This window comes from Staphylococcus sp. GDY8P119P, assembly GCF_017892075.1.
In the GTDB taxonomy this organism is placed as follows: Bacteria; Bacillota; Bacilli; order Staphylococcales; family Staphylococcaceae; genus Staphylococcus; species Staphylococcus ureilyticus.
On record NZ_JAESKJ010000006.1, the window covers coordinates 903,914 to 926,487 of the forward strand.

Below are 22,574 nucleotides of genomic sequence, written 5' to 3' on the forward strand. Positions count from 1 at the left end.
TATGGTAGTAGAATATAATGATCGTGGCGAGTTAACAATGGGAGGTACAAGTCTTAAAACAATAGCTCAAAGTTTCGGAACCCCTACTATTGTTTACGATGAACATCAAATCAGATCACAAATGCAACGATTTCACACTGCTTTTCAGAAAAGTGGATTAAACTATAACATTTCATATGCTTCTAAAGCATTTACTTGTCTACAAATGGTGAAATTAGTACAAGAAGAAGGTCTTGAACTTGATGTAGTATCTGAAGGAGAATTGTATACAGCATTGGAAGCCGGTTTTGACCCACAGCATATACATTTTCATGGTAACAACAAGACAAAGCATGAGTTACAGTATGCTTTAGAAAGCAAAGTTGGCTATATCGTTATTGATGCATTAGAAGAAATAGAACTCATAGATAAATATGCGAGTGAAACGGTAAATGTCGTATTACGTTTAAACCCTGGTGTTGAAGCCCATACACATGAATTTATTCAAACTGGTCAGGAAGATAGTAAATTTGGTTTGTCAATTAAACATGGATTGGCAAATCAAGCAGTTGAAAAAGTAAAAAACACGAAACATTTAAATTTAAAAGGTGTTCACTTTCATGTAGGATCGCAAATTGAAGGCACAGAAGCGATGATTGAAACAGCAAAAATAGTAATTCAATGGTTAAAAGAAAATGCTATAGAGGTTGAACTGATTAACTTAGGCGGTGGTTTCAGTATTAGATATGTTGAAGGTGATGTAAGTTTCCCTATCGAAACTGGAATTTCAGAAATTACTGATGCGATAAAAGAAATTTCAACTGAATTTAACTACCCTCTTCCAGAAATTGGAATAGAACCTGGTAGATCTATAGTTGGAGAAGCCGGTGTAACATTATATGAAGTTGGTACAATTAAAGAGATTCCCAATGTTAACAAATATGTATCAGTTGATGGTGGGATGAGTGATCATATTCGTACTGCATTATATGATGCTCAGTATGAAGCATTATTAGTTAATAGAAATGAACCAAAAGATGAAACTGTAACAATAGCTGGAAAACTTTGTGAGTCTGGAGATATTATAATTAAAGATGCTAAGTTACCTAGTACCGTTAAACGCGGTGATTATCTAGCTGTTTTATCAACAGGTGCTTATCATTATTCCATGGCATCTAATTACAACCAAATGCAAAAACCGTCAGTATTCTTTCTAAAAGATAGTAAAGCTAGAGAAGTTATAAAAAGACAATCATTGCGACAATTAATCATAAATGATACAAAATAACTTGTTAATAATATAAAGAATCAATCATAATTAAAGCTCTTTTTAAAGTACTCGATTAACGAGTATTCACTTTAAAAAGAGCTTTTTAAATTACATTTTAAAAATTTATATATTAAAAAAGAACCTTTAACAAGGTTCTTTTTATAGTCAATATTGCAATCTATATTATAGTTTTACAACGTTTGCAGCTTGAGGACCGCGGTCGCCTTCAACTACTTCAAATTCAACTGATTGACCTTCTTCTAATGATTTGTAACCTTCTTGGTTAATCGCTGAGAAGTGTACGAATACATCGTTTTCTCCTTCTACTTCGATAAAACCAAATCCTTTTTCAGCGTTAAACCATTTTACTGTACCTTGTTTCATAAATGTGAAACCTCCAAGACTAATATTCATTCAATATGCATTATTCGCATATTACAAAAAATACAATTTCACAGTGTAAATCTGTCTTACAATATTCTTTGCAATATGGAATAAAACAATTGCTTGACTCATATTATAAGCCATAATAGCTGAAAATGCAATGCAATTGTGAAAAAACAATTTCTTAAACAATCGGTAATTTATAATAAACTTCATTATTATTTAAAACAATATAACTATAAAAAATCTGTAAATCTTCATCACAATCTTCACAAAATCCTAATTCACAATTATTATAAAATGCATGAATATTGTATTTACCAACCAGAAAATTGTCATAGTGCTTTTTACTATTTTCAATGATAGATTGATAGTAATTTAGCATCTTTTCATAGTTTTCAAAATGATATTGTTCCACGATATGATCAGTCCAGTCACTAAATAACCACCAGCCTTCGTAATCAGCCCGAATTTTTGCAACTGTCCACATGTAAATTACACCCTTTCACTTTCAACTTCATACTTGCTCTTATCAAATAAATCATTGTAATGATCATCATTATATTAATCATGATTTATTACGTTTATTTTGAATTATTTGTATATAATTTTATATATTGTCTATATGTTATGTAACGTATTTTAAAAAATTTATTCATCCATACGCAAAAGATATTGCTAAATAGCTATGTGTAATATTTTAACTGTATCATATATAAAATCAAGTTATCTGTTTCATACTTTTGACGGATAGACACTTGTTATTCAGACAAAAATATTAGTTTTGTATGATAAAATTTCGTATAATGATAATAAGAGGTGATTATATGCAATGCAAACATATTAAAGTATTTGGTATAGTACAAGGCGTTGGTTTTCGCTATTATACTGAGAAGATAGCAAAAAAATATAATGTTGTAGGTACTGTTCAAAATATATCTGATTATGTAGAGATTTATGCTCAAGGAGATGAATCATCACTAACATCATTTATTAATGCTATCACTGAAGGTGCTTCACCTGCTTCTCAAGTTGAAGATTATGAAATTGAAGAGATAGAAACGAATGAATCATGGGAAAATTTTAGTACAATATAAAGGAAGATGAAGTTTGAGATATAATATTTCGCGAATTTATGGGACCATTATTGCTTTTCCAATAGCTGTTATCGCGTGGATTTCTAGTGTATTTGCATTAGAGTTAAATTTTATTTTTGATTTTCTTATTTCTGCAGTAGCGTTTATAGCATTCTACTTCCCTACTCAGCGTTTAACTTCTAGAAAATATTTAAATGAGATTGGTTTAACACGAAGAGATTATCATTTTGTAAATAGTCAATTAAATAATGCACAAGACAAGATAAGAAGAATTTTAAAAACTTTTGTTAACGTAAGATCAATCAAAGATTTTAGACAAGTAAACGAAATATATAGAATATCTCGAGCAATATACTATGCAGTAAAGCAACAACCCAGAATGTTTTTTAAAGTAGAAAGTTTTTTCTACTCTCATATTGATAATGCATTAAATCTCATTGAATCTTATACGAGATTAGCAAAATCACCAAAAAAATCAGAAGAAGAAAAGCAAAAGTTAGCACAAACTCGCATCACTTTAGATGAAGTTAAACGAACTTTAGTAGCAGATTTAAAGAGAATTAATGAAGAAGATTATAGCCAATTAGATATAGAAATGGAATTAAATAAAATTGAACAAAAAAGACAAAAGTAACTTATATAAAGAAGTGGAGTGAAATTAAATGGTAAGAGAACAAGACTTTTTAAATTCGCACCCATTGGATAAATATATTGATGAACAATCAGCAAATGAATCAGAAATTATTAACAGCACAAAACAATATACTAAAGAAGATGAACAGAAGATTGATGAATTAACTAAACAAATAAAACCAATGGATAATGATAGCTTATTAAATTATGGTACTTCTGCACAATCTGATATGTCTCAATTTTCACATCGTATTCTTAATGAGGTGAAAACCACAGATGTTGGTCCTGTTGGGGAATCTTTAAATGGATTGATGAGCAAACTTAAATCTGTAAACCCAGATGAGTTAAACCCAGAAAATCAATCAAAATTAAAACGTATTTTTAGAAGAACAAAAGCTTCAGTTAATGAAATTTTTTCAAAAATGCAATCTGTAGGATCTCAAATTGATCGCATTTCAATTGAACTAGATAAACATAAAAATAATTTAAATAAAGATATTGAAATGCTAGATGAATTGTATCATTTAAATAAAACGTATTTTGATGAATTAACACTGTATATAGAAGCAGCTAAAAGAAAGCAACAAGTGATACAACAAGAAGATATGCCGAAATTAAATGCTCAAGCTGAATCCACAGGTAATCAAATGGATGTACAAGCTGTATCAGATATGGAACAATTTATAGATAGATTAGATAAACGCATTTATGATTTACAACTATCCAGACAAATTGCTATACAAACTGCGCCACAAATTAGAATGATTCAAAATGTGAATCATGCATTAGCAGAAAAAATTCAAAGTTCAATTTTAACGAGCATTCCTTTATGGAAAAACCAAATGTCTATTGCACTGACTTTAATGAGACAACGTAATGCAGTTTCTGCACAGAAAGCAGTAACAGATACTACAAATAATTTGTTACTCAAGAATTCAGAACTTTTAAAGCAAAATGCTGTTGCTACAGCTACTGAAAATGAACGTGGTGTTGTCGATATTGAAACCTTAAAAACAACACAGCAAGATATCATAGACACAATTGAACAGACCCTCCAAATCCAAGAACAGGGTCGAAATAAACGTAAACAAGCAGAAACTGAATTAAACCAATTAGAAACAGAAATGAAAAATCAATTATTAGGTATGAAACAGCAAAAATAAAATGGATAAAAAATAATTTATAAGATATTAAGCCCGCAAATGAATGTTTTTAATGATTCATTTACGGGTCTCTTTTTTTATTGTATATTTTGTCTTGGTTGTTATATCATGAGCTTGTTACTATCCATCAGTTACGTACTCCTTTCACCTAGAACAAGTAATCTTAATATACAAAAACGTCAATTTCTATTGAAATTGACGTTTTTTCGTAAATGAGGGATGTTTATACCCTACGAGTTATTTGATTTTATTATTCTTTTTCATAAACGATAGTTTTCTGTTTCTTAAATAACGGTGCTACAATATAACCAATAATTGTAGTGATCACTGCTATTGGGAACCATTCTAATGAATAATCTTTCAGTGGTAAGTTATCAATAAGACTTAACTTGAACCAACCTTGTGTGTGAATCACACTAAGGATTGAAATAATAGAAACTACTGCTACAGGAATTTGCTGTGCAATTGGTTTTGTTGGAATAAAACGTGCTAGTAATATTAAAAGTACCGAAGTAATCGCTACTGGATATACAATACTTAAAACAGGAACTGACATTGTAATCACTGAGTTTAATCCTTGATTTGCTAAAATAAAACTCACTAACGTGAAGATGATAACGTAAGTTTTATATGAAATTCTTGGGAATATTCTATTAAAATACTCTGAAACAGATACGATCAATCCACAAGCAGTTGTTAAACAAGCAAGAGCTACGATGATACCTAACAAGTACTTTCCAAAAGCACCGAATCCAGCGCTTGCCATTGTCGTTAGTAAATATGTACCAATATTTTGATCGTTAGCAATTAAACTGGCAACTTTCTCTTGCGGGACAGCCATATGGTTACCAATAAATCCTAAGGAAATATAAATAAACATAAGTGCCACTGCAGCAATAATTCCAGCTAATAGTGTTTGTCTGAAAATTTTGTTGGCGTGCGTGATACCAGTTGCTTTTACCGCGTTAACCACAATCATTGAAAAAGCAATGGCAGCAATCGCATCCATTGTCAAATAACCATTCGTAAATCCTTGTGAAAAACCTGCAAAATTAGAAGTAAAAGCTTCAGCTGCCTGACTATGTGTATTACCACCATAATCAACAAACCCTTTGATAATCATCGCTAAAATAGTAATTAATAATAATGGTGTTAACAATGACCCAATGCGATCTACCATTTTATTTGGATTAATACATAAATATAAAACTACTAAAAAGTAAATGATTGTAAATATAAACAATGCTAAGCTACTATTTGTATGGGCAATTGGCGTAATTGTCATTTCAAATGACGTAGATGCAGTACGTGGTATTGCAAAAAGAGGTCCAATTGTTAAATATATGACAATTAAGAATATCACAGAAAATTTTGGTGAAATTTTATTTAAAGAACCAATATAACCTTGTTTATCTAAAGCACCAACGATTACCCCTAATAAGGGCAATCCTATACCAGTTAAAGCAAATGCTAATATGGAAGGCCAAAAGAATTGGCCGCTATCTAAACCTAAATTTGGTGGAAATATAAGATTGCCGGCTCCGAAAAACATAGCAAACAGCGTGAATCCTATAATCCATGTATTTTTATTCATAAATCGTTCTCCTTCTTGCCTATAAAATAATATTTACTATTCTATCACGATTTATAAGAATGCGTCTATATAAATTTCTGAATATTTCAATTTATGTGTGATTTTATAAATAAATTACGTACTAAAAAGATTTTAATAATAATTTTTTAAGTAATGGTGCAAGATGGCTTGGTAGATTTTCTACACCTTCTACGAAAATTGCATAGTTGCCATAAATGTTATGAATTGTTTCTTCAATATCTTCTGTAATTGGGTCTTGACTTAAAAATACATTAAAAACTTCAATACCCAATTTACGAGCTGTTTCCACAGCTTCATAAGTATCTAGAATACCATCTTGACTATAATTATAAGCTGATGGCTCACCGTCAGAGAACACAATTAGAAAACGTTGATTATGCGCTCTACGCATTAAGCGTTCGCTGCCAATTCTTATCGCAACACCGTCTCTATTATCATCTTGTGGTTGTAAAGCCATGATTCTAGGTCCTTCTCGTTTTATAGTTGATTGATCATAAGCAATAATTTCATCAATGATATTAGGTTGCTTTGTATCATCAGCATCAAAGGCATCTTCATTAAATGCTAGTATCTCATGTTTTACGTTTAAAGATTTTAACGTTTCATGAAATAAAACGACTCCTTTAATTGTTTCAGACATTTTATCTTGCATACTTGCTGAAGCATCAACTAATAAAGTGAAGGTTGCATCAAATGATTGACTTAAATCTTGTTTTTTATAAAATAATTTATATTGATCATCAATAAACCAATTTAATAGATTTTTTTGTAATCGTCCTTTTGTTAGATTTCGACGCTCATCTTGGTATTCTCTATCTATTGTTTTTTTGATAATTTGTATCAAGTCTTTTGTTTCAAATTGGACTTCTTTTTCAACACCATGATATGCATTATGATATTCAGGTAGTATTTCAGGTATGTTCCATTTAACGTCTACGTTTGCGTTTATCCCTTTTAATGCAAAAGCAGAATGATTGCCTACTGACCCACCTTCTTCACTTTCTACTTGATTCGTAGATCCTTTACCTTTTTTAGTTTGCATATCTGTCATATCATCACCGCTGTCGCCTTCTCTAGCAGTGTCATTATCACCAACAACCTCACTATTTTCACCTTCATGTAGTTCCATTTCTAAATATGCTCCACCTTGTGAAGCACTATCTTGATGATTAGATTCTATATCTTCACTAACACTTTCTTCGTCATGGTCATTGTTTGAAGATTTATCAGTATTACTTGCATCCGTTCGTTTTATATATTCAAATTTGAGTTCGTGAATGGCTTCATATACTTTTTTAGGTAAATGATAATATTCATTTAACATATCTTCATTTAAGATATCATCAATTTGGAACATAATCCGTTCAGCTAAGTACATATTATCCTCGGACGAATCATTATAGAAAAAATTAGGCAAATATTGATACATATTTGTCAGAATATCATCAATTTGTGGACCAATTTGGGGTATGTCGTAAAAGTTCTCATTTAAAATCGATGATTCCAAATATAAAAAGAGTAAATCTGTAAACGTCTTTTTGGTTTTATATACATTGATTTGAGTACTAGTATAACTTAATCTAATTTCATTGCGCATGTGAATAGCATCTTTAGTAGACGGCCGTTGTTTAACTATTTCGTTTAATACTCTTTTATCTTCTAATAATTTAAAAAGTTGTTGGAAAAATTTTGGATGCTTAAACGTATTATTATGAATAACTTCGTTGACAACTGTTTCATCCATCAATTTGTAGCCGTAAGCAGCAAGCATGACATCAGTCTTGAGCCCCGTTGTTTCAATGTCATTTCTTCTATGCGACCAAAAAGCACTCGTTATTAACATATTATTGATTGGATCGTAATATGGGAATTTTTGAATTTTAACTTGTGTTTGTTCATTTTTTAGTAATAATCGAGCCAAATCTTGCAACATCATTACTTGCTTTGCATCTAGCTGTTCGTCATTAAATAATATAAAACGATCGCTCATAAATATCCCTCACTAAAAGTTTAATTCTACTGCATTTAATATGGCTTGCTGTTCACGTTCGTCTTCTAGTTTATCGATAATTGTACGTTTAATGGCACGCTCTATAGGCATCACGGTAGCCAAATCACTTAAATCAATTAAAGCACGTATACTCGCTGCTTCTTCAGAAATTTGGCCTTGTTTGGTCATTGTTCGTAAATCTTCATTAAAATTAATGATTTTTTGTATTGTTTTATCATCTGATAATTGGCTTTGATTTTTAATTACATCACTTAAAATATCGCCATCAATATAATCTACTTGAATAACGACAAACCGGTTTTTAAGTGCTTCGTTCATTGGCAATGTACCAATATATCCTTCGTTTATTGCAGCGATTACATTAAATCCAGGGGCAGCATTGATAATTTCACCAGTGAACGGATTTGTTAATTTTCTACGGTAATCTAATACGCCATTTAAAATGGGTAAAGTTTCTGGTTTTGCCATGTTGATTTCGTCGATATAAAGTATATGGCCTTCTTTCATTGCTTTGATAACTGGTCCATCAATAAATACAATCTCTTGTGTGCCATTTTCATTTGTCTGTATCGTTTTAAAACCTAATAAACTTTCAGCGTCTAAATCTACTGAACAATTGACCTGGTGCATTGGACGATCTATTGTTTCGCTCAAAGTCTCAGCTAGCTTTGTTTTTCCAGAGCCCGTTGGTCCTTTTAATAAAATATTTTTATTCAATGCCATCATTGATGTTGCATCATCAAACACAGTTTCATCTTTGTTAATATATTGCGAATTCGTCATTGTTCCTTGCTCCTTTAAAAATAAAATAATTTATAAAATTCATATCATTAAAAATAGACTGGGGCTTGGATAATGTTTGAAATTATATAGCCCTAGTCTTATTAATTTAAGTTATATTTAATATTACACGTTTTCTATTTCACATGTTTCATATTGTAAATTATACCTCTTTAAAATAGGTTTTAAAGTAGCCACCGACAAGTCCAGAGTTGTCGATGATTTGATAATATTCTTCAGTTTCATTTATTACATCATATTGTTGTCCTACAGTTAACATGTCAGACACTGTGAATTTTTGTGCATCTGTATGTGTAACTTCTACTTTTTTAATGGGTGTATGATCTTTCCAAGTTTCATGTAGCATAGCTAAAAATCCTCTCTTTTTTTATTATGAAGTTTCTAAGGTTAAAATGAATGTAATACCACTTTTTTCAGTGATTCTTAGTGATCTTTCGCCTTCTTGATCTAATGTTTGATAAGGGATTCCAATGGATTCAAGTTCTTCAATAGTCTTTTGGAATTGTGATTTAGATTCTATTCCAAATTCAATTTGTTCTAATATACCATGTTCCGGCATTAAAATTTCTTCGTCTGATGCGTAAACATGCAGCTCGCCGCCTAAACCACCATCACCAATACGAAAAACTTGTATTTTAAAATTAGCATGGTCGTTAGGAGTATATTCTGCAAAATGTTCTAGGCCAAACACCCTAGTTAAAATAGATTGTGTAAGTACTATATCGTTAACTTTTAAGATAACAGGACCTAGGCCTTGAATTTGATGCAGCGGGTTTACATTACTTTCGAAGGTTGGTATACCGAGTGGTGTACCAGAATTATGTTCATTGGAATAAATATTAAATGTCTGCCCATTTTGATCTTGGAAATTGAAATATTTATGACCGTTTAAATCAGTAGGCGCACCGAAAGCAATTTGATGCTGTTCTAAAATTGATTGATATTCTTCAAGTCCTTCATCACTTGGAACTCTTAAACCGATATTTTCAATATGGTTGTTATTGTTAATATAGTTTGGTACTTCTACAAAATGTATACGTGTACCTGAATTTAATTCAGCATCACCAAAACGTAAAGCTTGTCCTTTATCTGCCACATTTAATCCAAGTATGCTGGAGAATAACTCTTTGGTTTTACTTAAATCATTTGTCCCTGTAGTTACACTTCTAAGACCATTCATTATATTAACCCCTCTATTCATATTCTTTCAATACATTATAACTTATTTTACATGTTATTTGTATGATGAAGTATCTGATTGTGATTGTATTTACAAAATTGTAAATTTTAAACATTGGAGGATTAGCAGAAATGTATTAATATAGGTATATAATAGGAATAATTATTTTATATGTATGAAAAAATTTATTTTAGTTATTTAAGGAGGTTATATATATGTTTGGTACATGGATTTTATTTGGTGTCACAGTACTGATTGCAGTTTATTCAGGTATTACTTTCTTTTCCAATATAAATAATAAAGCAAAACAGCAAAAAGCAAGCAAAGAAAGTATTAAGAAAAATAATATTTATGGCATTGTTTTTCTAGTGTTTTTAATTTTAGCGATTATTGAGCTTTTTGTATTTATTGCTTAAAATAACGCGCTTTAAATTAGCCAAAGATTTTAATATTATTGGTGAAATAATATAAATGTCAATTTCTATTGAAAAATTATAGAAATTGACATTTTGTTAATTTTAATGCAAATAAGATAAAGCCCACTTCCCATTTAAAGTTGTTTATGCAAAAATAAGATATTTTTGCTTCTATGTTTAGTCTATTTTTTGATAAATCATTTGCACTACACCACTTTTATAAACATGTGTATTACACAATGAGATGTTGACCCGATTTTGATTGTGTTCAAAAAGAGGTTTTCCAGATCCTAAAATGACTGGGTGGATTGAAAGTCTATATTCGTCAATAAGGTTAAGATTTATAAAAGTTGTGATAATATTTGAGCCGCCATAGAGCCAAATGTCTTTGTTGCTATGTTTTTTGATTTTCAAAACCTTGCTACTGATATCATCACCGTTAATAAACTTTGTATGCGCTTTATCATTATAATTTTGGTTAGTAAACACAAATTTCTGCTTGCTATGAATTTGGTCCCACATCATTTTATCTCCAAATTGATCATCCTTTAAATTTGGCATAAATTCTCCCCATAAATCATAACTTTTCCTACCATATATAATAGTATCAATTTGTTCTAGAAAATGATTAAAGTTCATTTCTTCGTCCATGATGCACCAATCAACTTCTCCATTCGGCCCTTCTATATATCCATCCAATGTAATCGCTAAATCTAAAATAATTTTATTTGTGGTCATCATGATTACTCCTTATTTTGGTTATTATCATTATAGTTTATAAAATTACTATTTACAATAAAGCTAAGAATAATAAAAATGGACAGAAATCGATATAAAAAGGATTTCTGCCCAGTTCATTAATTAACTTGAATGAGTTTACTTTTAATCGCTATGATTATGTTCCACAATAAATTAAAATACCAAAATTTCATTTGTTTGCTAAATACTCGTAAAATGAATTGTCTCATTTGTTTGTGAAGATTTTTGTATTGCATCTATGATTGCTATTGATGGTAATGCATCTTTAACGTGTATATAGTTTTTAGTGTGATTATAAATGGAATCGTAGAATTGATTTATGAGTGTCCCATGACTTGGTCCATAATATGATTTTGTACCTGGCAATTTTTTATCTTCAATAATATGAATTTTGTATCCTTCTTTATTAACACGTGTAAGTATATTATCTTTAATTGTGAATTTTTCATTTTCAAAAATGACTTGAAGTTCGATACTTGAATTGCCAAAATTAGCGTTAGTGGCAAAAAACATTCCATTCGCCCCATTTTTAAATTTGATATGTGCAGAAGCGGTATCTTCGACTTCAATATGATAATCTAACAATTGTGATACATTGCCTTTAATTGTATCAACAGGGCCGCAAAGTAATTGCATTAAATCCAAGGTGTGTATGGCTTGGTTGATTAATACACCACCTCCAGCAGTATCTAATTTTCCACGCCATGGTTTATCAGTATAATATGATTCAGGTCTGAACCAAGTAACGATACCTTTTATACCAATGATTTCACCAAACTTTTTGCTTTGTACTATCTGTTTTAAAGTTTGAAATGTTTCATTAAACCTATTTTGAAAGCAAACACATATTTTAGTATCTGGATATTTTTGCTCTAATTGAATTAATTTTAATCCTTCTTTAGCATTAATTGATAGAGGTTTTTCTTGCAAAACATGTATACCTCTTTCTACACAGGCAGTTGTCGCAGATACATGTAAATGATGAGGCAAACAAATATGTACACAATCTAGATCCACTTCTTTTAACATATTTTCAAAATTTGTAAAAAATTGAGCATTGGGTACTTTAGTTTGCATGGCGTTATCTATATCACATGCAGCTACTAATGCTACATTGGAATTTGCCTCTATCGTATTGAGATGTATTGCTGAAATATCACCTAGTCCTATAATTCCAATTTTCAACATATTACCAGCTCCGATTTTCAACATTTTTAATGTGCTTCGTTTTGAATTTGTTGCTTTAATGCATCTTTAAATTCTGAGGGATTTACTGGAACTGTTACTTCTTTACCTGTCCAACTAGATAAATAGATTGCATTTACTAAATTCACGCCATTTATGCCGTCATTTCCAGGCGCAATTAAAGGTGTCCCGTCAATGATATTAGCAGCAAAATTTTCTAATACATTTATATGTTGCTCACCCCATACACTTTCAAATTCAAATGTTTGCTGATCATAAATATTTTCTAATCCGTTGCCTTTAAAGATTTTAGCTGCTTCTTCCCAAGACATATTTCGATTCATTTGTGTTTCTGATTCTTTTAAACGTGTCAATGTGATTGTCTTACTATCTTCAACTAATATTTTGCCATTATCACCTGTGATTTCTAAACGATCAGTACCGATAATATCGTGGGTACATGTAATGAATACACCTGTCGCACCATTGCCATAATCTAGAATGGTTGTTACATCATCATCAACCGCTAAATCACGCTGAGAGCCATATTTAATATTTGAAAACACAGATTTTGGCATCCCACATAGCCACTGTAATAGATCTATTTGGTGTGGCGCTTGGTTTACTAAAACACCGCCGCCTTCTTCTGACCATGTAGCTCTCCATGAACTTTGATCATAGTATGCTTGAGGACGCCACCAAGTCGTGATGATCCAATTCGTACGACGAATATTTCCAATTACACCGTCATCAATAAGAGATTTTACTTTTTGATAAAGTGGATTTGTGCGTTGATTAAAGAATATCGCAAATGTTAAATGTGGTTTGGATGCTGCTAATTCACTTATTTCTTTCACTTTTTCAGCATAAATATCAGCCGGCTTTTCAAGTAAAGCGTGAATATCCCGTTTTAAGGCTTCTTTACCTATATCAGTATGCAGATAATGAGGAACGGTTGTAACAATTGCATCAACATCCCCACTTTCTAGCATAGCGATATAGTCATTATAAAATGGTACATTAGGATAATGATTTTTTACTTCATTTTTCTTTTCAGTATTGATGTCGCAAATCGCTCCAATTTCAATTTGTGGAATTTTACCAGCTTTAATAAATTCAGCATACGTACTACCTTGAGCGCCCAAACCAATAATGCCTAAACGAATTTTTTTCATTGTGTATTCTCCTTATTGTTTATATTCGATAATATTTTCAAAAGTGCTTCATATTGCATTTTATATCCTTCTGCACCATCTTTTGCAGCAGAATTTTGAATTGTTTCAGTTGAATGTTCTAATTCTAAGTCTTTAATAGCATCAAAAACGACAAGATGCGGTTCAAGTGTTAAGAATCCTTGATAACCTGATTCAAAAAATTGTACTAAGATACTTTCAATCTGACCATCACCTGTACCACATAGCACATTAACATTATCTTTGTATACTGCATCTTTAATATGGATATACGCTATGTCATCTGAAAGTAAGTCGTAACAGTCCTGTGTATCTTCTCCACATTGGACAAAGTTCGCAAAATCAAATATCGCCTTGAAATTTGGAGAGTTTACTTCATCAAGAATAAGTTTACATCGACGAGCAATATCACCAAAAATATCTTTTTCATTTTCATGTAACAGTACAATATTGTATTGCTCAGCTATTTTTGCAAATTCCTTTAATTTTGAAATCACTACATTTTTATAATCATCAAAATTGTCTTTTTTAGGAATATAAAAACTAAATATTCTAATATACTGACAATTGAGCAATTGACTTATTTCACATAATGATTTGAGCATTACTAATTGTCTTTCAAACGCTGCTTCATCATCTATATAAATTTTGCCAATTGGTGAACCTATAGATGATACTCCGATATTCCATTGCTTTAAGCGAGGAATTACATCTTTCTTAATCATTTCTACTGAGTAATCACCAATATTTTTATCATCGATTCCACGTAAGGAAATATAGCTCATGCCTAGCTCATTTACCGTTTTTAACTGTGTTTGAAAATCTGAAGCGATTTCATCAGAAAATCCAGAGATCTCAATATTTTTAAACATCGTATCTACATCCTTATCATTTTGATAGCGCTTACTTAATTAAATGTAAATAAGCACAGAATATTTATTTTAGAGTAAACATTAAAACCAAGATTTATAACCCAGATCATATAAGTGGTCCCGGCTAATTGTTAAACAATTATATGGATCTTCGCCGTATAGCTCGTCTTGTTCAACGAAGAAATATTCACTGCCACTTTCACGTCCAATTTCAATAATATCCTTAAGCGGTAAAGTGCCTTTTCCTAATTCAGCAAATTGAGTAATCATATGTAACATATAATATAATTTTTCATGTCCTTCGCCAGGGTATTGTGACATATCTATTTCACCTACTCGATAGTCTTTTAAATGTATAGCACGAATACGATTTGCATATTTTGGAATGACATCTATTGGATTAAGTCCTGCTCTCCAAATCCAATGGATATCTAGTTCGAAACCTAAATGATTTGTATGATCTCTCATTAAATCAAGCATAAATTGTCCATTGTATTGAACAAATTCTAAATTATGGGCATGATAGTATAAATCAATGCCTTCTTCTTTAAGTCTTTTGGCATAAGTTTCACAAATTTCAGCAAATTGTAAGGTGCTTTCTTTGGATCCCATATAGTTAATTGGTAACATTCCTATTCTCAAAATAGAACAGTTCACAGCTTTACAATCAGCTACAATTTTATCGAAATCATCTTCTAATGTATCTCCAGGATATTTTTGTTTAGCAGATATATGTTCTACACCACAGGACATTGCTGCAATATTCATTCCAAAATCATTAATCGCTTGTTGCATTGCTTCAATATTCTGTGGGTTCATGTCGATTTGAGAAATTTCGACCGCATTATAACCTAAATCACTGACTTTCTTCAGTACGTTATATAATCCTTCTTCTTGTACTTTTTGTTTGAGCATCATCATTTGAACGCCAATTTGAGTTGATGTCATATTCATTCTTCCTTTCAAAAATATTTATATTTTAGTGTTATAATATAATTATAATTTGAGGGAAAAATAACAACATTGTAAATCATGGAAAAAAGTATGTTTTTTGAGCAGGAGGGATATTTTCATGAAAGATAGAGAAACATTTACCCAACAATTTGATACAATTTCATTACCCTTTGATGGTCAATACGCCGCATGGCATAAAATAAGTGACGGTCATTTTGGAAATGAATTACATTATCATGATCATTATGAAATATTTTTTTCATTATCTGGAAATTTGCTTTATACCATAGAAGGACAATCTTTTAATTTAGAGGTTGGCTCAATGCTCATTATTCCACCATACGAATTCCATCGTTTGGATGAACAAAAGGATGGTCACGCAGAGCGTATCGGCTTACGATTTGATGCTGAAATAATAAATGAACTTTCTGTAGAAAATTGTGATCTAAGCGTGTGTTTTGATAAATATTCATCTAAATTTAAATATCTATTGCAGTTATCGGAATATCAAAAAAGAGAATTATATTATTTGTTACAAGGTTTAATTAATGAACAAGATAATCAAGCTTTTGGTAAAGATTTAGCTGCTAAATCTTTACTGACACAGTTTTTAATCATACTTAATAGAGTAGCAATAGAAAATGAAGGTATCGTTGATTATAGTGATGACCCATCTAGTCACTTAGTTAGACAGGTATTAGACTATATGGAATTACATTACAGTCAGGAAATATCATTAGAGCAACTTGAAAATAAATTTTTTGTAAGTCGACATAAAATCACGCAACAATTTACAAAACTAGTTGGCTATCCACCATATCGTTATTTATTAAATCTGCGTTTGCAAAATGCTCAAAGGTTATTAAAAAATGGAGAAAATCCACAACAAGTAGCAACTCATTGTGGTTTTAGTGATTATTCGAATTTTTACAGAAGATTTAAAACCTCATATGGTTGTAGTCCGCGCGAATTTTCACAACAATATGATAATCATTAAATAACAATTATTTCATAACTAGTGTATTAAAATATTTATAGCAACATAAACTAATAGACCAGCCATGACAAAATTAAATATACGTTCATGTGTTGATATAAATGATTTAAATAAAGAACCTAAAACACCCCAACTCAAAGTACCTAAAAAACCGATAATAGCCAGTAAGATAATAAAGGGTAATTGTTTTTGCCAATCCGTAGAAAAAGGTGTGATAAAAGTAGAAATTACTGTTAAAGCATAAATAATTCCTTTAGGATTAATGAATTGTAGCATTACACCAGATTTTAAACCACTGAGCTTGTGACTAAAAGTTTGCTTTGTCCCATAAATAGAACTCATAGAAATCTTTAAAGCTAAATAAAGTAAATATATAAATGCAAATATTTTCATCAAAAATTCAATTTTAGGAAAAGCGGCATGCAAAGTTGTATTAAATATACTGGATATTAGTAACAACAAAAGAAAACCAAATCCAACACCAATTGAAAATCGTAAGCTGCTTTTAAAATTTAAATTTTGAGAAAAAAACAAAGCCATTATATTATTAGGACCGGGTGTAAAGCTTGCAACAACAGCATATATAAGCATAGATATTATTAACATTTTAATCTCCCCCACGTATCAAAACATTATAACGTCCAAATTTACGTTATAATGTTTGGTCTTTAAAGTATATGGTTTATACGTTATATTGTAAATAGAGGTGCTTAAATTGATGAGAGAAATTAACGACATTATAGCTGAAAATTTAAAATTATATAGAAAACAAAGTGGTTATTCCTTGGAACAATTATCTGATGTCACAGGTGTAAGTAAAACAATGTTGGGACAAATAGAACGTAAGATATCCATTCCATCTATCACAACATTATGGAAGATAGCAAATGGTTTAAAAGTATCATTCACAGAATTAACACAAGAAAATAGCAATATTATACAGAAAGTTAGTTTGAATGAAATACAACCCTTAATTTCAGAAGATAATAAATATAAAGCATATCCTCTATTTAAGTTTGATATTGAAAAGAAGTTTGAAAGCTATATGGTTGTTATTGGAGTTGAAGGGCAAATGGACGGGTCGCCCCATGGATCAAATACAATGGAATATATCACAGTCTATGAAGGTACCTTAACACTTATATTAGATGGAGAAACCTTTGTTATTCATAAAAATGAAGCTATTAAATTCAATGGAAATATATTTCACCAATATTTAAACCAACATGATGAACCTGTGTATTTACATATGACTATTCATTATTAATATGTAATAATATCAATAGATTGAAATGAATATTTTTACAGCTTTTCATGTTTGATGATATGGATATGCTTAATTAGATAAATTCAGGGAGGACAATATTTTGGTCAATCCTCAAATGAAAGATTTAAAACCACTTGAAATAATATTATTAATAATAGCTACAATGTTATTTGTTTTTCATATTTTCATAAGTTTTAATATCATTCATGTATCTGTTCTACTATCCACCTTAAGTCTAACTCTATCTATTTTCATTTTAAGTTATGTATTTTTTAAGCAAAATTTTAAAGTTACAGGCTACATCTGCTTAGCTTGTGCTTTATTATTAGTAATAATATCTTTCATATAATACAAAAGCACTTAAATAATTTAGGTGCTTTTTATTTTATATTCAAATCATTACAATGACTTTCAACAGTAAAATAATACTAGAGCGTGCATTTGAATGTTATCAAAAATGAAATAAGCACATAAAAATACAACGACGCTGAACGCCGTTGTATTAAGGTTAGTAAACTATTTTGTGTTGTGGATTAAGATTCTAATAGTAAATCTTCTGGATTTTCAATTAATTCTTTAATAGTTTTTAAGAAACCTACTGCTTCTTTACCATCGATGATTCTATGATCATAACTTAATGCAATGTACATCATCGGACGGTTTTCAATTGTGTCTGCGTCGATAGCAATCGGACGTGTAATAATAGAATGCATACCTAGAATCGCAGCTTGGCTACCATTAATAATTGGTGTAGACATCATTGAACCAAAGATACCACCATTGGTAATAGTAAATGAGCCATTTACCATATCATCTAAACCTAATTTTTTATCACGCGCTTTGATAGCTAAATTAGCTATTTCATCTTCAATTTCGGCAAAGTTTTTCTTATCACAATCTCTTACAAATGGTACGAGTAATCCGTCATCTGTAGATACGGCAACCCCGATGTCATAGTATTGTTTTGTAATCATGTCTTCACCATCAATTTCAGCGTTTACTTCAGGGTACTTTTTCAATGCTGCTACTGATGCTTTTGTAAAGAATGACATGAAACCTAGTTTTGTACCATCATGATCTTTAATGAATTGTTCTTTTTTACGTTTACGTAAGTTCATCACATTTGTCATATCAACTTCATTAAATGTTGTTAGCATTGCTGTATTATTAGATACTTCTAATAACTTTTTGGAAGCTGTTTTCTTACGACGAGACATTTTTTCTCTGATAACTGGTTTTGTTGGGTTTTGTGGAGCTGCTTGTTTTTTAGGTTCTTCTTTTGATGATGATTGTGCAGCTTGTTCATTCTTATTATTTTGTGATTGATCAACATGTTCTTTTCTAACAACATCATTTGATTGCGTTGCTACTTCGGATAAGTCAATGCCTTTTTCACGTGCATATTTACGTGCAGATGGTGTCGCATTAACACGTTGTCCTTTATTTTGTGAATCGTCAGCAGTACTTTCATTATCATTTTGAGCTTCTGATTTTGGTTGCTCTGATTTTTCGTTACTCTCAGCTGCTTGTGATTCAGAATTATCTTGTTTAGGTGCTTCTGAATTATTATTGCCACTTCCTTCGCCTACAACAGCGATAGATTGGCCAACTTCTACCGTATCACCTTCATTTGCAAGTAATTCTTGCAATACACCAGCTTCTTCAGAAACTACTTCGACGTTTACTTTATCTGTTTCTAATTCAAGGATAGCTTCACCTTTATCTACACTATCACCGACTTGTTTTAACCATTCTGCAATGGTACCTTCTGTAATGGATTCTGCTAATTCTGGAACTTTTACCTCTGGCATGCTTAACTTCCCCCTAGTTAAATTTTGTGCTTTGTTCGATTATCATATTTTGAACAAGTTTGTGTATTTCTCCATCACCTTCAGCAGGAGCTGAACGTTGAATACGGCCATGATAGCTTAAATCGTATTTATCTGTAGTTAATTCTTTCAGATATGGATAAACAAATGACCAAGCGCCTTGGTTCTTAGGTTCTTCTTGTACCCAAGCTACATTTTCTAAATGAGGTAATTCATTTAGTAATGTTTCAATTTCTTCAGCTGGGAATGGATATAATCTTTCCACGGCAACTAGTAAAATTGAATTATTTGGATTTTTTGCTAAATATTCTTTTAAATCAATAAACATTTTACCTGACGCTAGAATTACTTTTTTAACAGCTTCTTTATCATGTTCTTCTGGTAAAATTGGTTCGAATTTTCCAGATGTAAATTTATCAATTGGGTCAGCAACTGTTTTATTACGTAAGAGACTCTTAGGAGACATTACTACTAGTGGTCTCATTGATTGTGTACCTAAGCTAGCAGCTTGAGCTCTCAGTAAATGGAAGTAGTTACTTGAGCTTGATAAGTTTACTACTGTACTGTTATTTTCCCCAGCTAATTGTAAGAATCTTTCTAAACGTGCAGATGAATGTTCAGGCCCTTGACCTTCAAATGAATGAGGTAAGAATAGTGTTAAACCTGAACGTTCACCCCATTTAGCTCTAGCACTAAATAAGAAGTTATCGAATATCATTTGAGCCATATTAGAAAAGTCTCCATATTGGGCTTCCCAAATTGTCATACAATCTTTATTTTGCACATTATAACCATATTCAAAACCAACAACCGCTGCTTCTGATAGTGGCGAGTTACGCACTTCAAAAGTTGCTTTTTGTCCTGGAACATTGTGAAGTGGGATATATTCTTCACCTGAATCAGGGTCATGGAGTACGGCGTGACGGTGACTGAATGTACCACGTTCACTATCTTGTCCAGTTAAGCGAATAGGCGTACCTTTTTGAGTGATTGTTGCGAATGCTAATTGTTCTGCTTGAGCCCAATCAACTAATCCATCTTCGCTCTCAAAAGGCTCTCTTCTTTTCTCTAAGACTTTATTTAATTTTTTAAGAACATTAAAGTTAGATGGATATGATAGCATTGCATCATTAATTTCTTTAAGTTGTTCATAACTTACATCCACATCGACACTTTGGAGTGGTTCGGCAAGACTATCTGGTTTTTGCATATCTGGATTATCCATCTTGTCGTTTTTATCTATTTCATCATGAGCGGCACGGAGTTCTTTTTGAACTTCATCAAAGATTTGATTCATTTGATCTTCAGAAATAATATTATCTTGAACTAATTGATGACCATAAAGTACATCAACAGGGTCATGTTTTCGAATATTATGGTATGGTAACGGATTGGTAATGGATGGTTCATCCATCTCATTGTGCCCATATCTACGATAACCAACCAAATCAATGACAACATCTTTATGGAATTCTTTTCTAAACGCCATAGCAATTTCAATTGCTTCAATAGTTGCTTCAACATTATCTGCATTAACATGCATGATAGGTACATCGTAGCCTTTTGCAACATCAGATGAATACGTTGTAGAACGACCATCTTCTGGCTCAGTTGTAAAGCCAATTCTATTATTAGTGATAATATGGAGTGTACCACCTGTTGAATAGCCGTCTAAATTTTCTAAATTCATAGCTTCGAAGTTAATACCTTGTCCTGGGTAAGCAGCATCACCATGAATCAATATCGGCATAGATTTATGGAAATCAGTATGAACTTTTCCAGGTTTGTCGGTATCATCTTGATTTGCACGTGTTTTACCTAATACAACCGGCGCAACGATTTCAAGATGACTTGGATTATTCGCAAGGGAAATGCGCTGCTCACTGCCATAAGAATTTGTAGTTTTTACACCACCGAGATGGTATTTTACATCTCCTGACCAACCTGAAGTTAATTCTAAACTACCATCTTTTGGTAGGAATTTCATTGGATCAGTGTGCATGAATTCAGAAATCATCATTTGATATGGTTTTTCTAACACATGTGTAAGTACATTTAATCTACCACGGTGGGCCATACCTATTTGTATATTTTGAATGCCTTCGTCACTAGCAAGTCTTAATGTTTGTTGTAACATTGGCACTAGTGTGTCTACACCTTCTATTGAGAAACGTTTTGCGCCCACAAAGTTTTTGTGTAAATATTTTTCGAAGCCTTCTACATGTGCTAAGTTTTTAAATAATTCAATCTTTTGATTATCGTTTAATGTTGCTTTGTATGGTGTTTCTATTCTACGTTTTAACCATACACGTTCCCTATTGTTATTGATATGTGTATATTCAAATGCAATAGGTCCTTTATAACGTTTTTCCATACGAACAATAGCTTCATAAGCATTATCGTAAATATCTTTAAAGTGTTCAGATACAATACCTGCTGAAATTGACTCTAGTGTTTCTTTATCCAAATTAAAATCTTCAATATTTAATTTTGGAACATTTTCTCTTTCAGGTTTGTTAACTGGATAAATATCTGCCAATAAATGCCCATATTGACGTATGTTATCTATGAGACGCATAACACGTTTAATCGTGCTATCAGCTTTAGTCGTATTTTGTTGACCATCAGCTGTATTTGTTGTGATGTTTGCTTCACCGTTTTTGATTGTACTAAATAGGACTTGTAAATCTTCAGGGACTGAAGCTGGATCATTCAAATATAAATCATATAGATCTAAAATGTATCCAAGATTTGCCCCGAAATTTACAGGTGCCTGGGTAACCTGACTTTCGTTGCTCATATTACACCCTCCACAAAATAGTTAAAACGCTTACAAATCAATAATAGCATTAAATAAACGCAAATTAAAGTATCAATAACTAGTTATATGAAAAAAGCAGAACCTGATTTTATTTGGCTCTGCTAATTGTATTTTCATTTTATAGCGTAACATATTTTTACTTGAATGA

22 protein-coding genes are annotated in these 22,574 nt (G+C 31.3%); 7 read left to right on the top strand and 15 right to left on the bottom strand.

Annotated elements, in window-relative coordinates:
* Position 1 precedes the first annotated feature (1 nt).
* Positions 2–1,267, top strand: a complete 1,266-nt coding sequence (gene lysA / locus KA830_RS08400) for a diaminopimelate decarboxylase (RefSeq protein WP_204180025.1) — start codon at positions 2–4, stop codon at positions 1,265–1,267.
* Between the two features lie 165 nt (positions 1,268–1,432).
* On the opposite strand, the gene cspA is transcribed toward lysA, so the two are convergent.
* Together cspA and msaA are read right to left on the bottom strand one after the other, a co-directional pair.
* Positions 1,433–1,633, bottom strand: a complete 201-nt coding sequence (gene cspA, locus KA830_RS08405) for a cold shock protein CspA (protein ID WP_001831260.1) — start codon at positions 1,631–1,633, stop codon at positions 1,433–1,435.
* Between the two features lie 184 nt (positions 1,634–1,817).
* Complete coding sequence (gene msaA / locus KA830_RS08410; protein WP_019468786.1) at positions 1,818–2,123, bottom strand: regulatory protein MsaA; 306 nt, start codon at positions 2,121–2,123, stop codon at positions 1,818–1,820.
* A 337-nt stretch (positions 2,124–2,460) separates the two neighbouring features.
* On the opposite strand from msaA, the gene KA830_RS08415 reads away from it, so the two are divergent.
* Genes KA830_RS08415 through KA830_RS08425 form a run of 3 tightly spaced genes read left to right on the top strand, consistent with a single transcriptional unit; the run spans position 2,461 to position 4,526 of the window.
* Positions 2,461–2,730 (top strand): acylphosphatase, encoded by a 270-nt coding sequence (locus tag KA830_RS08415; protein WP_046208290.1) that lies wholly within the window; start codon positions 2,461–2,463, stop codon positions 2,728–2,730.
* A gap of 13 nt (positions 2,731–2,743) precedes the next feature.
* The gene (locus KA830_RS08420) at positions 2,744–3,364 is read left to right on the top strand and encodes a 5-bromo-4-chloroindolyl phosphate hydrolysis family protein (RefSeq protein ID WP_046208289.1); all 621 of its coding nucleotides are present in this window, start codon (positions 2,744–2,746) and stop codon (positions 3,362–3,364) included.
* Positions 3,365–3,392: 28 nt separating this feature from the next.
* On the top strand, positions 3,393–4,526 hold the full coding sequence (locus tag KA830_RS08425) for a toxic anion resistance protein (protein ID WP_145381155.1): 1,134 nt from the start codon (positions 3,393–3,395) through the stop codon (positions 4,524–4,526).
* Between the two features lie 250 nt (positions 4,527–4,776).
* Here KA830_RS08425 and brnQ3 read toward each other — a convergent pair whose 3' ends face one another.
* The 5 genes from brnQ3 to KA830_RS08450 form a co-directional block, all read right to left on the bottom strand.
* Complete coding sequence (brnQ3, locus tag KA830_RS08430) at positions 4,777–6,120, bottom strand: branched-chain amino acid-like transporter carrier protein BrnQ3 (RefSeq protein WP_046208287.1); 1,344 nt, start codon at positions 6,118–6,120, stop codon at positions 4,777–4,779.
* Positions 6,121–6,241: 121 nt separating this feature from the next.
* Positions 6,242–8,131, bottom strand: coding sequence for a vWA domain-containing protein (locus KA830_RS08435; protein WP_204180024.1), 1,890 nt, complete (start codon positions 8,129–8,131; stop codon positions 6,242–6,244).
* Between the two features lie 12 nt (positions 8,132–8,143).
* Positions 8,144–8,935 (bottom strand): ATP-binding protein, encoded by a 792-nt coding sequence (locus tag KA830_RS08440; protein ID WP_046208285.1) that lies wholly within the window; start codon positions 8,933–8,935, stop codon positions 8,144–8,146.
* A 160-nt stretch (positions 8,936–9,095) separates the two neighbouring features.
* Complete coding sequence (locus KA830_RS08445) at positions 9,096–9,299, bottom strand: DUF6501 family protein (protein WP_019468793.1); 204 nt, start codon at positions 9,297–9,299, stop codon at positions 9,096–9,098.
* Positions 9,300–9,323: 24 nt separating this feature from the next.
* Positions 9,324–10,133, bottom strand: coding sequence for a VOC family protein (locus tag KA830_RS08450; protein ID WP_204180023.1), 810 nt, complete (start codon positions 10,131–10,133; stop codon positions 9,324–9,326).
* Positions 10,134–10,348: 215 nt separating this feature from the next.
* Here KA830_RS08450 and KA830_RS08455 point away from each other — a divergent pair, with 215 nt between their 5' ends.
* The gene (locus KA830_RS08455) at positions 10,349–10,549 is read left to right on the top strand and encodes a hypothetical protein (RefSeq protein ID WP_046208283.1); all 201 of its coding nucleotides are present in this window, start codon (positions 10,349–10,351) and stop codon (positions 10,547–10,549) included.
* 177 nt (positions 10,550–10,726) lie between these two features.
* Here KA830_RS08455 and KA830_RS08460 read toward each other — a convergent pair whose 3' ends face one another.
* The 5 genes from KA830_RS08460 to KA830_RS08480 all read right to left on the bottom strand — a co-directional run bounded on the left by KA830_RS08460 (position 10,727) and on the right by KA830_RS08480 (position 15,506).
* Positions 10,727–11,290, bottom strand: a complete 564-nt coding sequence (locus KA830_RS08460; RefSeq protein ID WP_046208282.1) for a dihydrofolate reductase family protein — start codon at positions 11,288–11,290, stop codon at positions 10,727–10,729.
* 198 nt (positions 11,291–11,488) lie between these two features.
* Entirely contained in the window at positions 11,489–12,496 is a 1,008-nt protein-coding gene (locus KA830_RS08465) for a Gfo/Idh/MocA family protein (protein WP_070038292.1), read from the bottom strand.
* A gap of 26 nt (positions 12,497–12,522) precedes the next feature.
* Positions 12,523–13,668, bottom strand: coding sequence for a Gfo/Idh/MocA family protein (locus tag KA830_RS08470; protein WP_204180022.1), 1,146 nt, complete (start codon positions 13,666–13,668; stop codon positions 12,523–12,525).
* On the bottom strand, positions 13,665–14,558 hold the full coding sequence (locus KA830_RS08475) for a sugar phosphate isomerase/epimerase family protein (protein ID WP_046208280.1): 894 nt from the start codon (positions 14,556–14,558) through the stop codon (positions 13,665–13,667). Before KA830_RS08475 ends, KA830_RS08470 begins: the two co-directional genes overlap by 4 nt.
* Before the next feature lie 81 nt (positions 14,559–14,639).
* The gene (locus tag KA830_RS08480) at positions 14,640–15,506 is read right to left on the bottom strand and encodes a sugar phosphate isomerase/epimerase family protein (protein WP_064208962.1); all 867 of its coding nucleotides are present in this window, start codon (positions 15,504–15,506) and stop codon (positions 14,640–14,642) included.
* Positions 15,507–15,630: 124 nt separating this feature from the next.
* Here KA830_RS08480 and KA830_RS08485 point away from each other — a divergent pair, with 124 nt between their 5' ends.
* On the top strand, positions 15,631–16,509 hold the full coding sequence (locus tag KA830_RS08485; RefSeq protein ID WP_046208278.1) for an AraC family transcriptional regulator: 879 nt from the start codon (positions 15,631–15,633) through the stop codon (positions 16,507–16,509).
* A gap of 18 nt (positions 16,510–16,527) precedes the next feature.
* Here the strand turns inward: KA830_RS08485 and KA830_RS08490 are convergent, their stop codons facing one another.
* The gene (locus tag KA830_RS08490) at positions 16,528–17,115 is read right to left on the bottom strand and encodes a LysE family translocator (RefSeq protein ID WP_064208961.1); all 588 of its coding nucleotides are present in this window, start codon (positions 17,113–17,115) and stop codon (positions 16,528–16,530) included.
* A gap of 112 nt (positions 17,116–17,227) precedes the next feature.
* On the opposite strand from KA830_RS08490, the gene KA830_RS08495 reads away from it, so the two are divergent.
* Positions 17,228–17,776, top strand: coding sequence for a helix-turn-helix domain-containing protein (locus KA830_RS08495; protein WP_064208960.1), 549 nt, complete (start codon positions 17,228–17,230; stop codon positions 17,774–17,776).
* A gap of 533 nt (positions 17,777–18,309) precedes the next feature.
* Here the strand turns inward: KA830_RS08495 and sucB are convergent.
* Both sucB and KA830_RS08505 read right to left on the bottom strand, forming a co-directional pair.
* A complete protein-coding gene (sucB, locus tag KA830_RS08500) occupies positions 18,310–19,587 on the bottom strand; it encodes a dihydrolipoyllysine-residue succinyltransferase (RefSeq protein WP_204180019.1) in 1,278 nt (425 codons plus the stop codon).
* 13 nt (positions 19,588–19,600) lie between these two features.
* The gene (locus KA830_RS08505; RefSeq protein WP_046208273.1) at positions 19,601–22,405 is read right to left on the bottom strand and encodes a 2-oxoglutarate dehydrogenase E1 component; all 2,805 of its coding nucleotides are present in this window, start codon (positions 22,403–22,405) and stop codon (positions 19,601–19,603) included.
* Between the last annotated feature and the right edge of the window lie 169 nt (positions 22,406–22,574).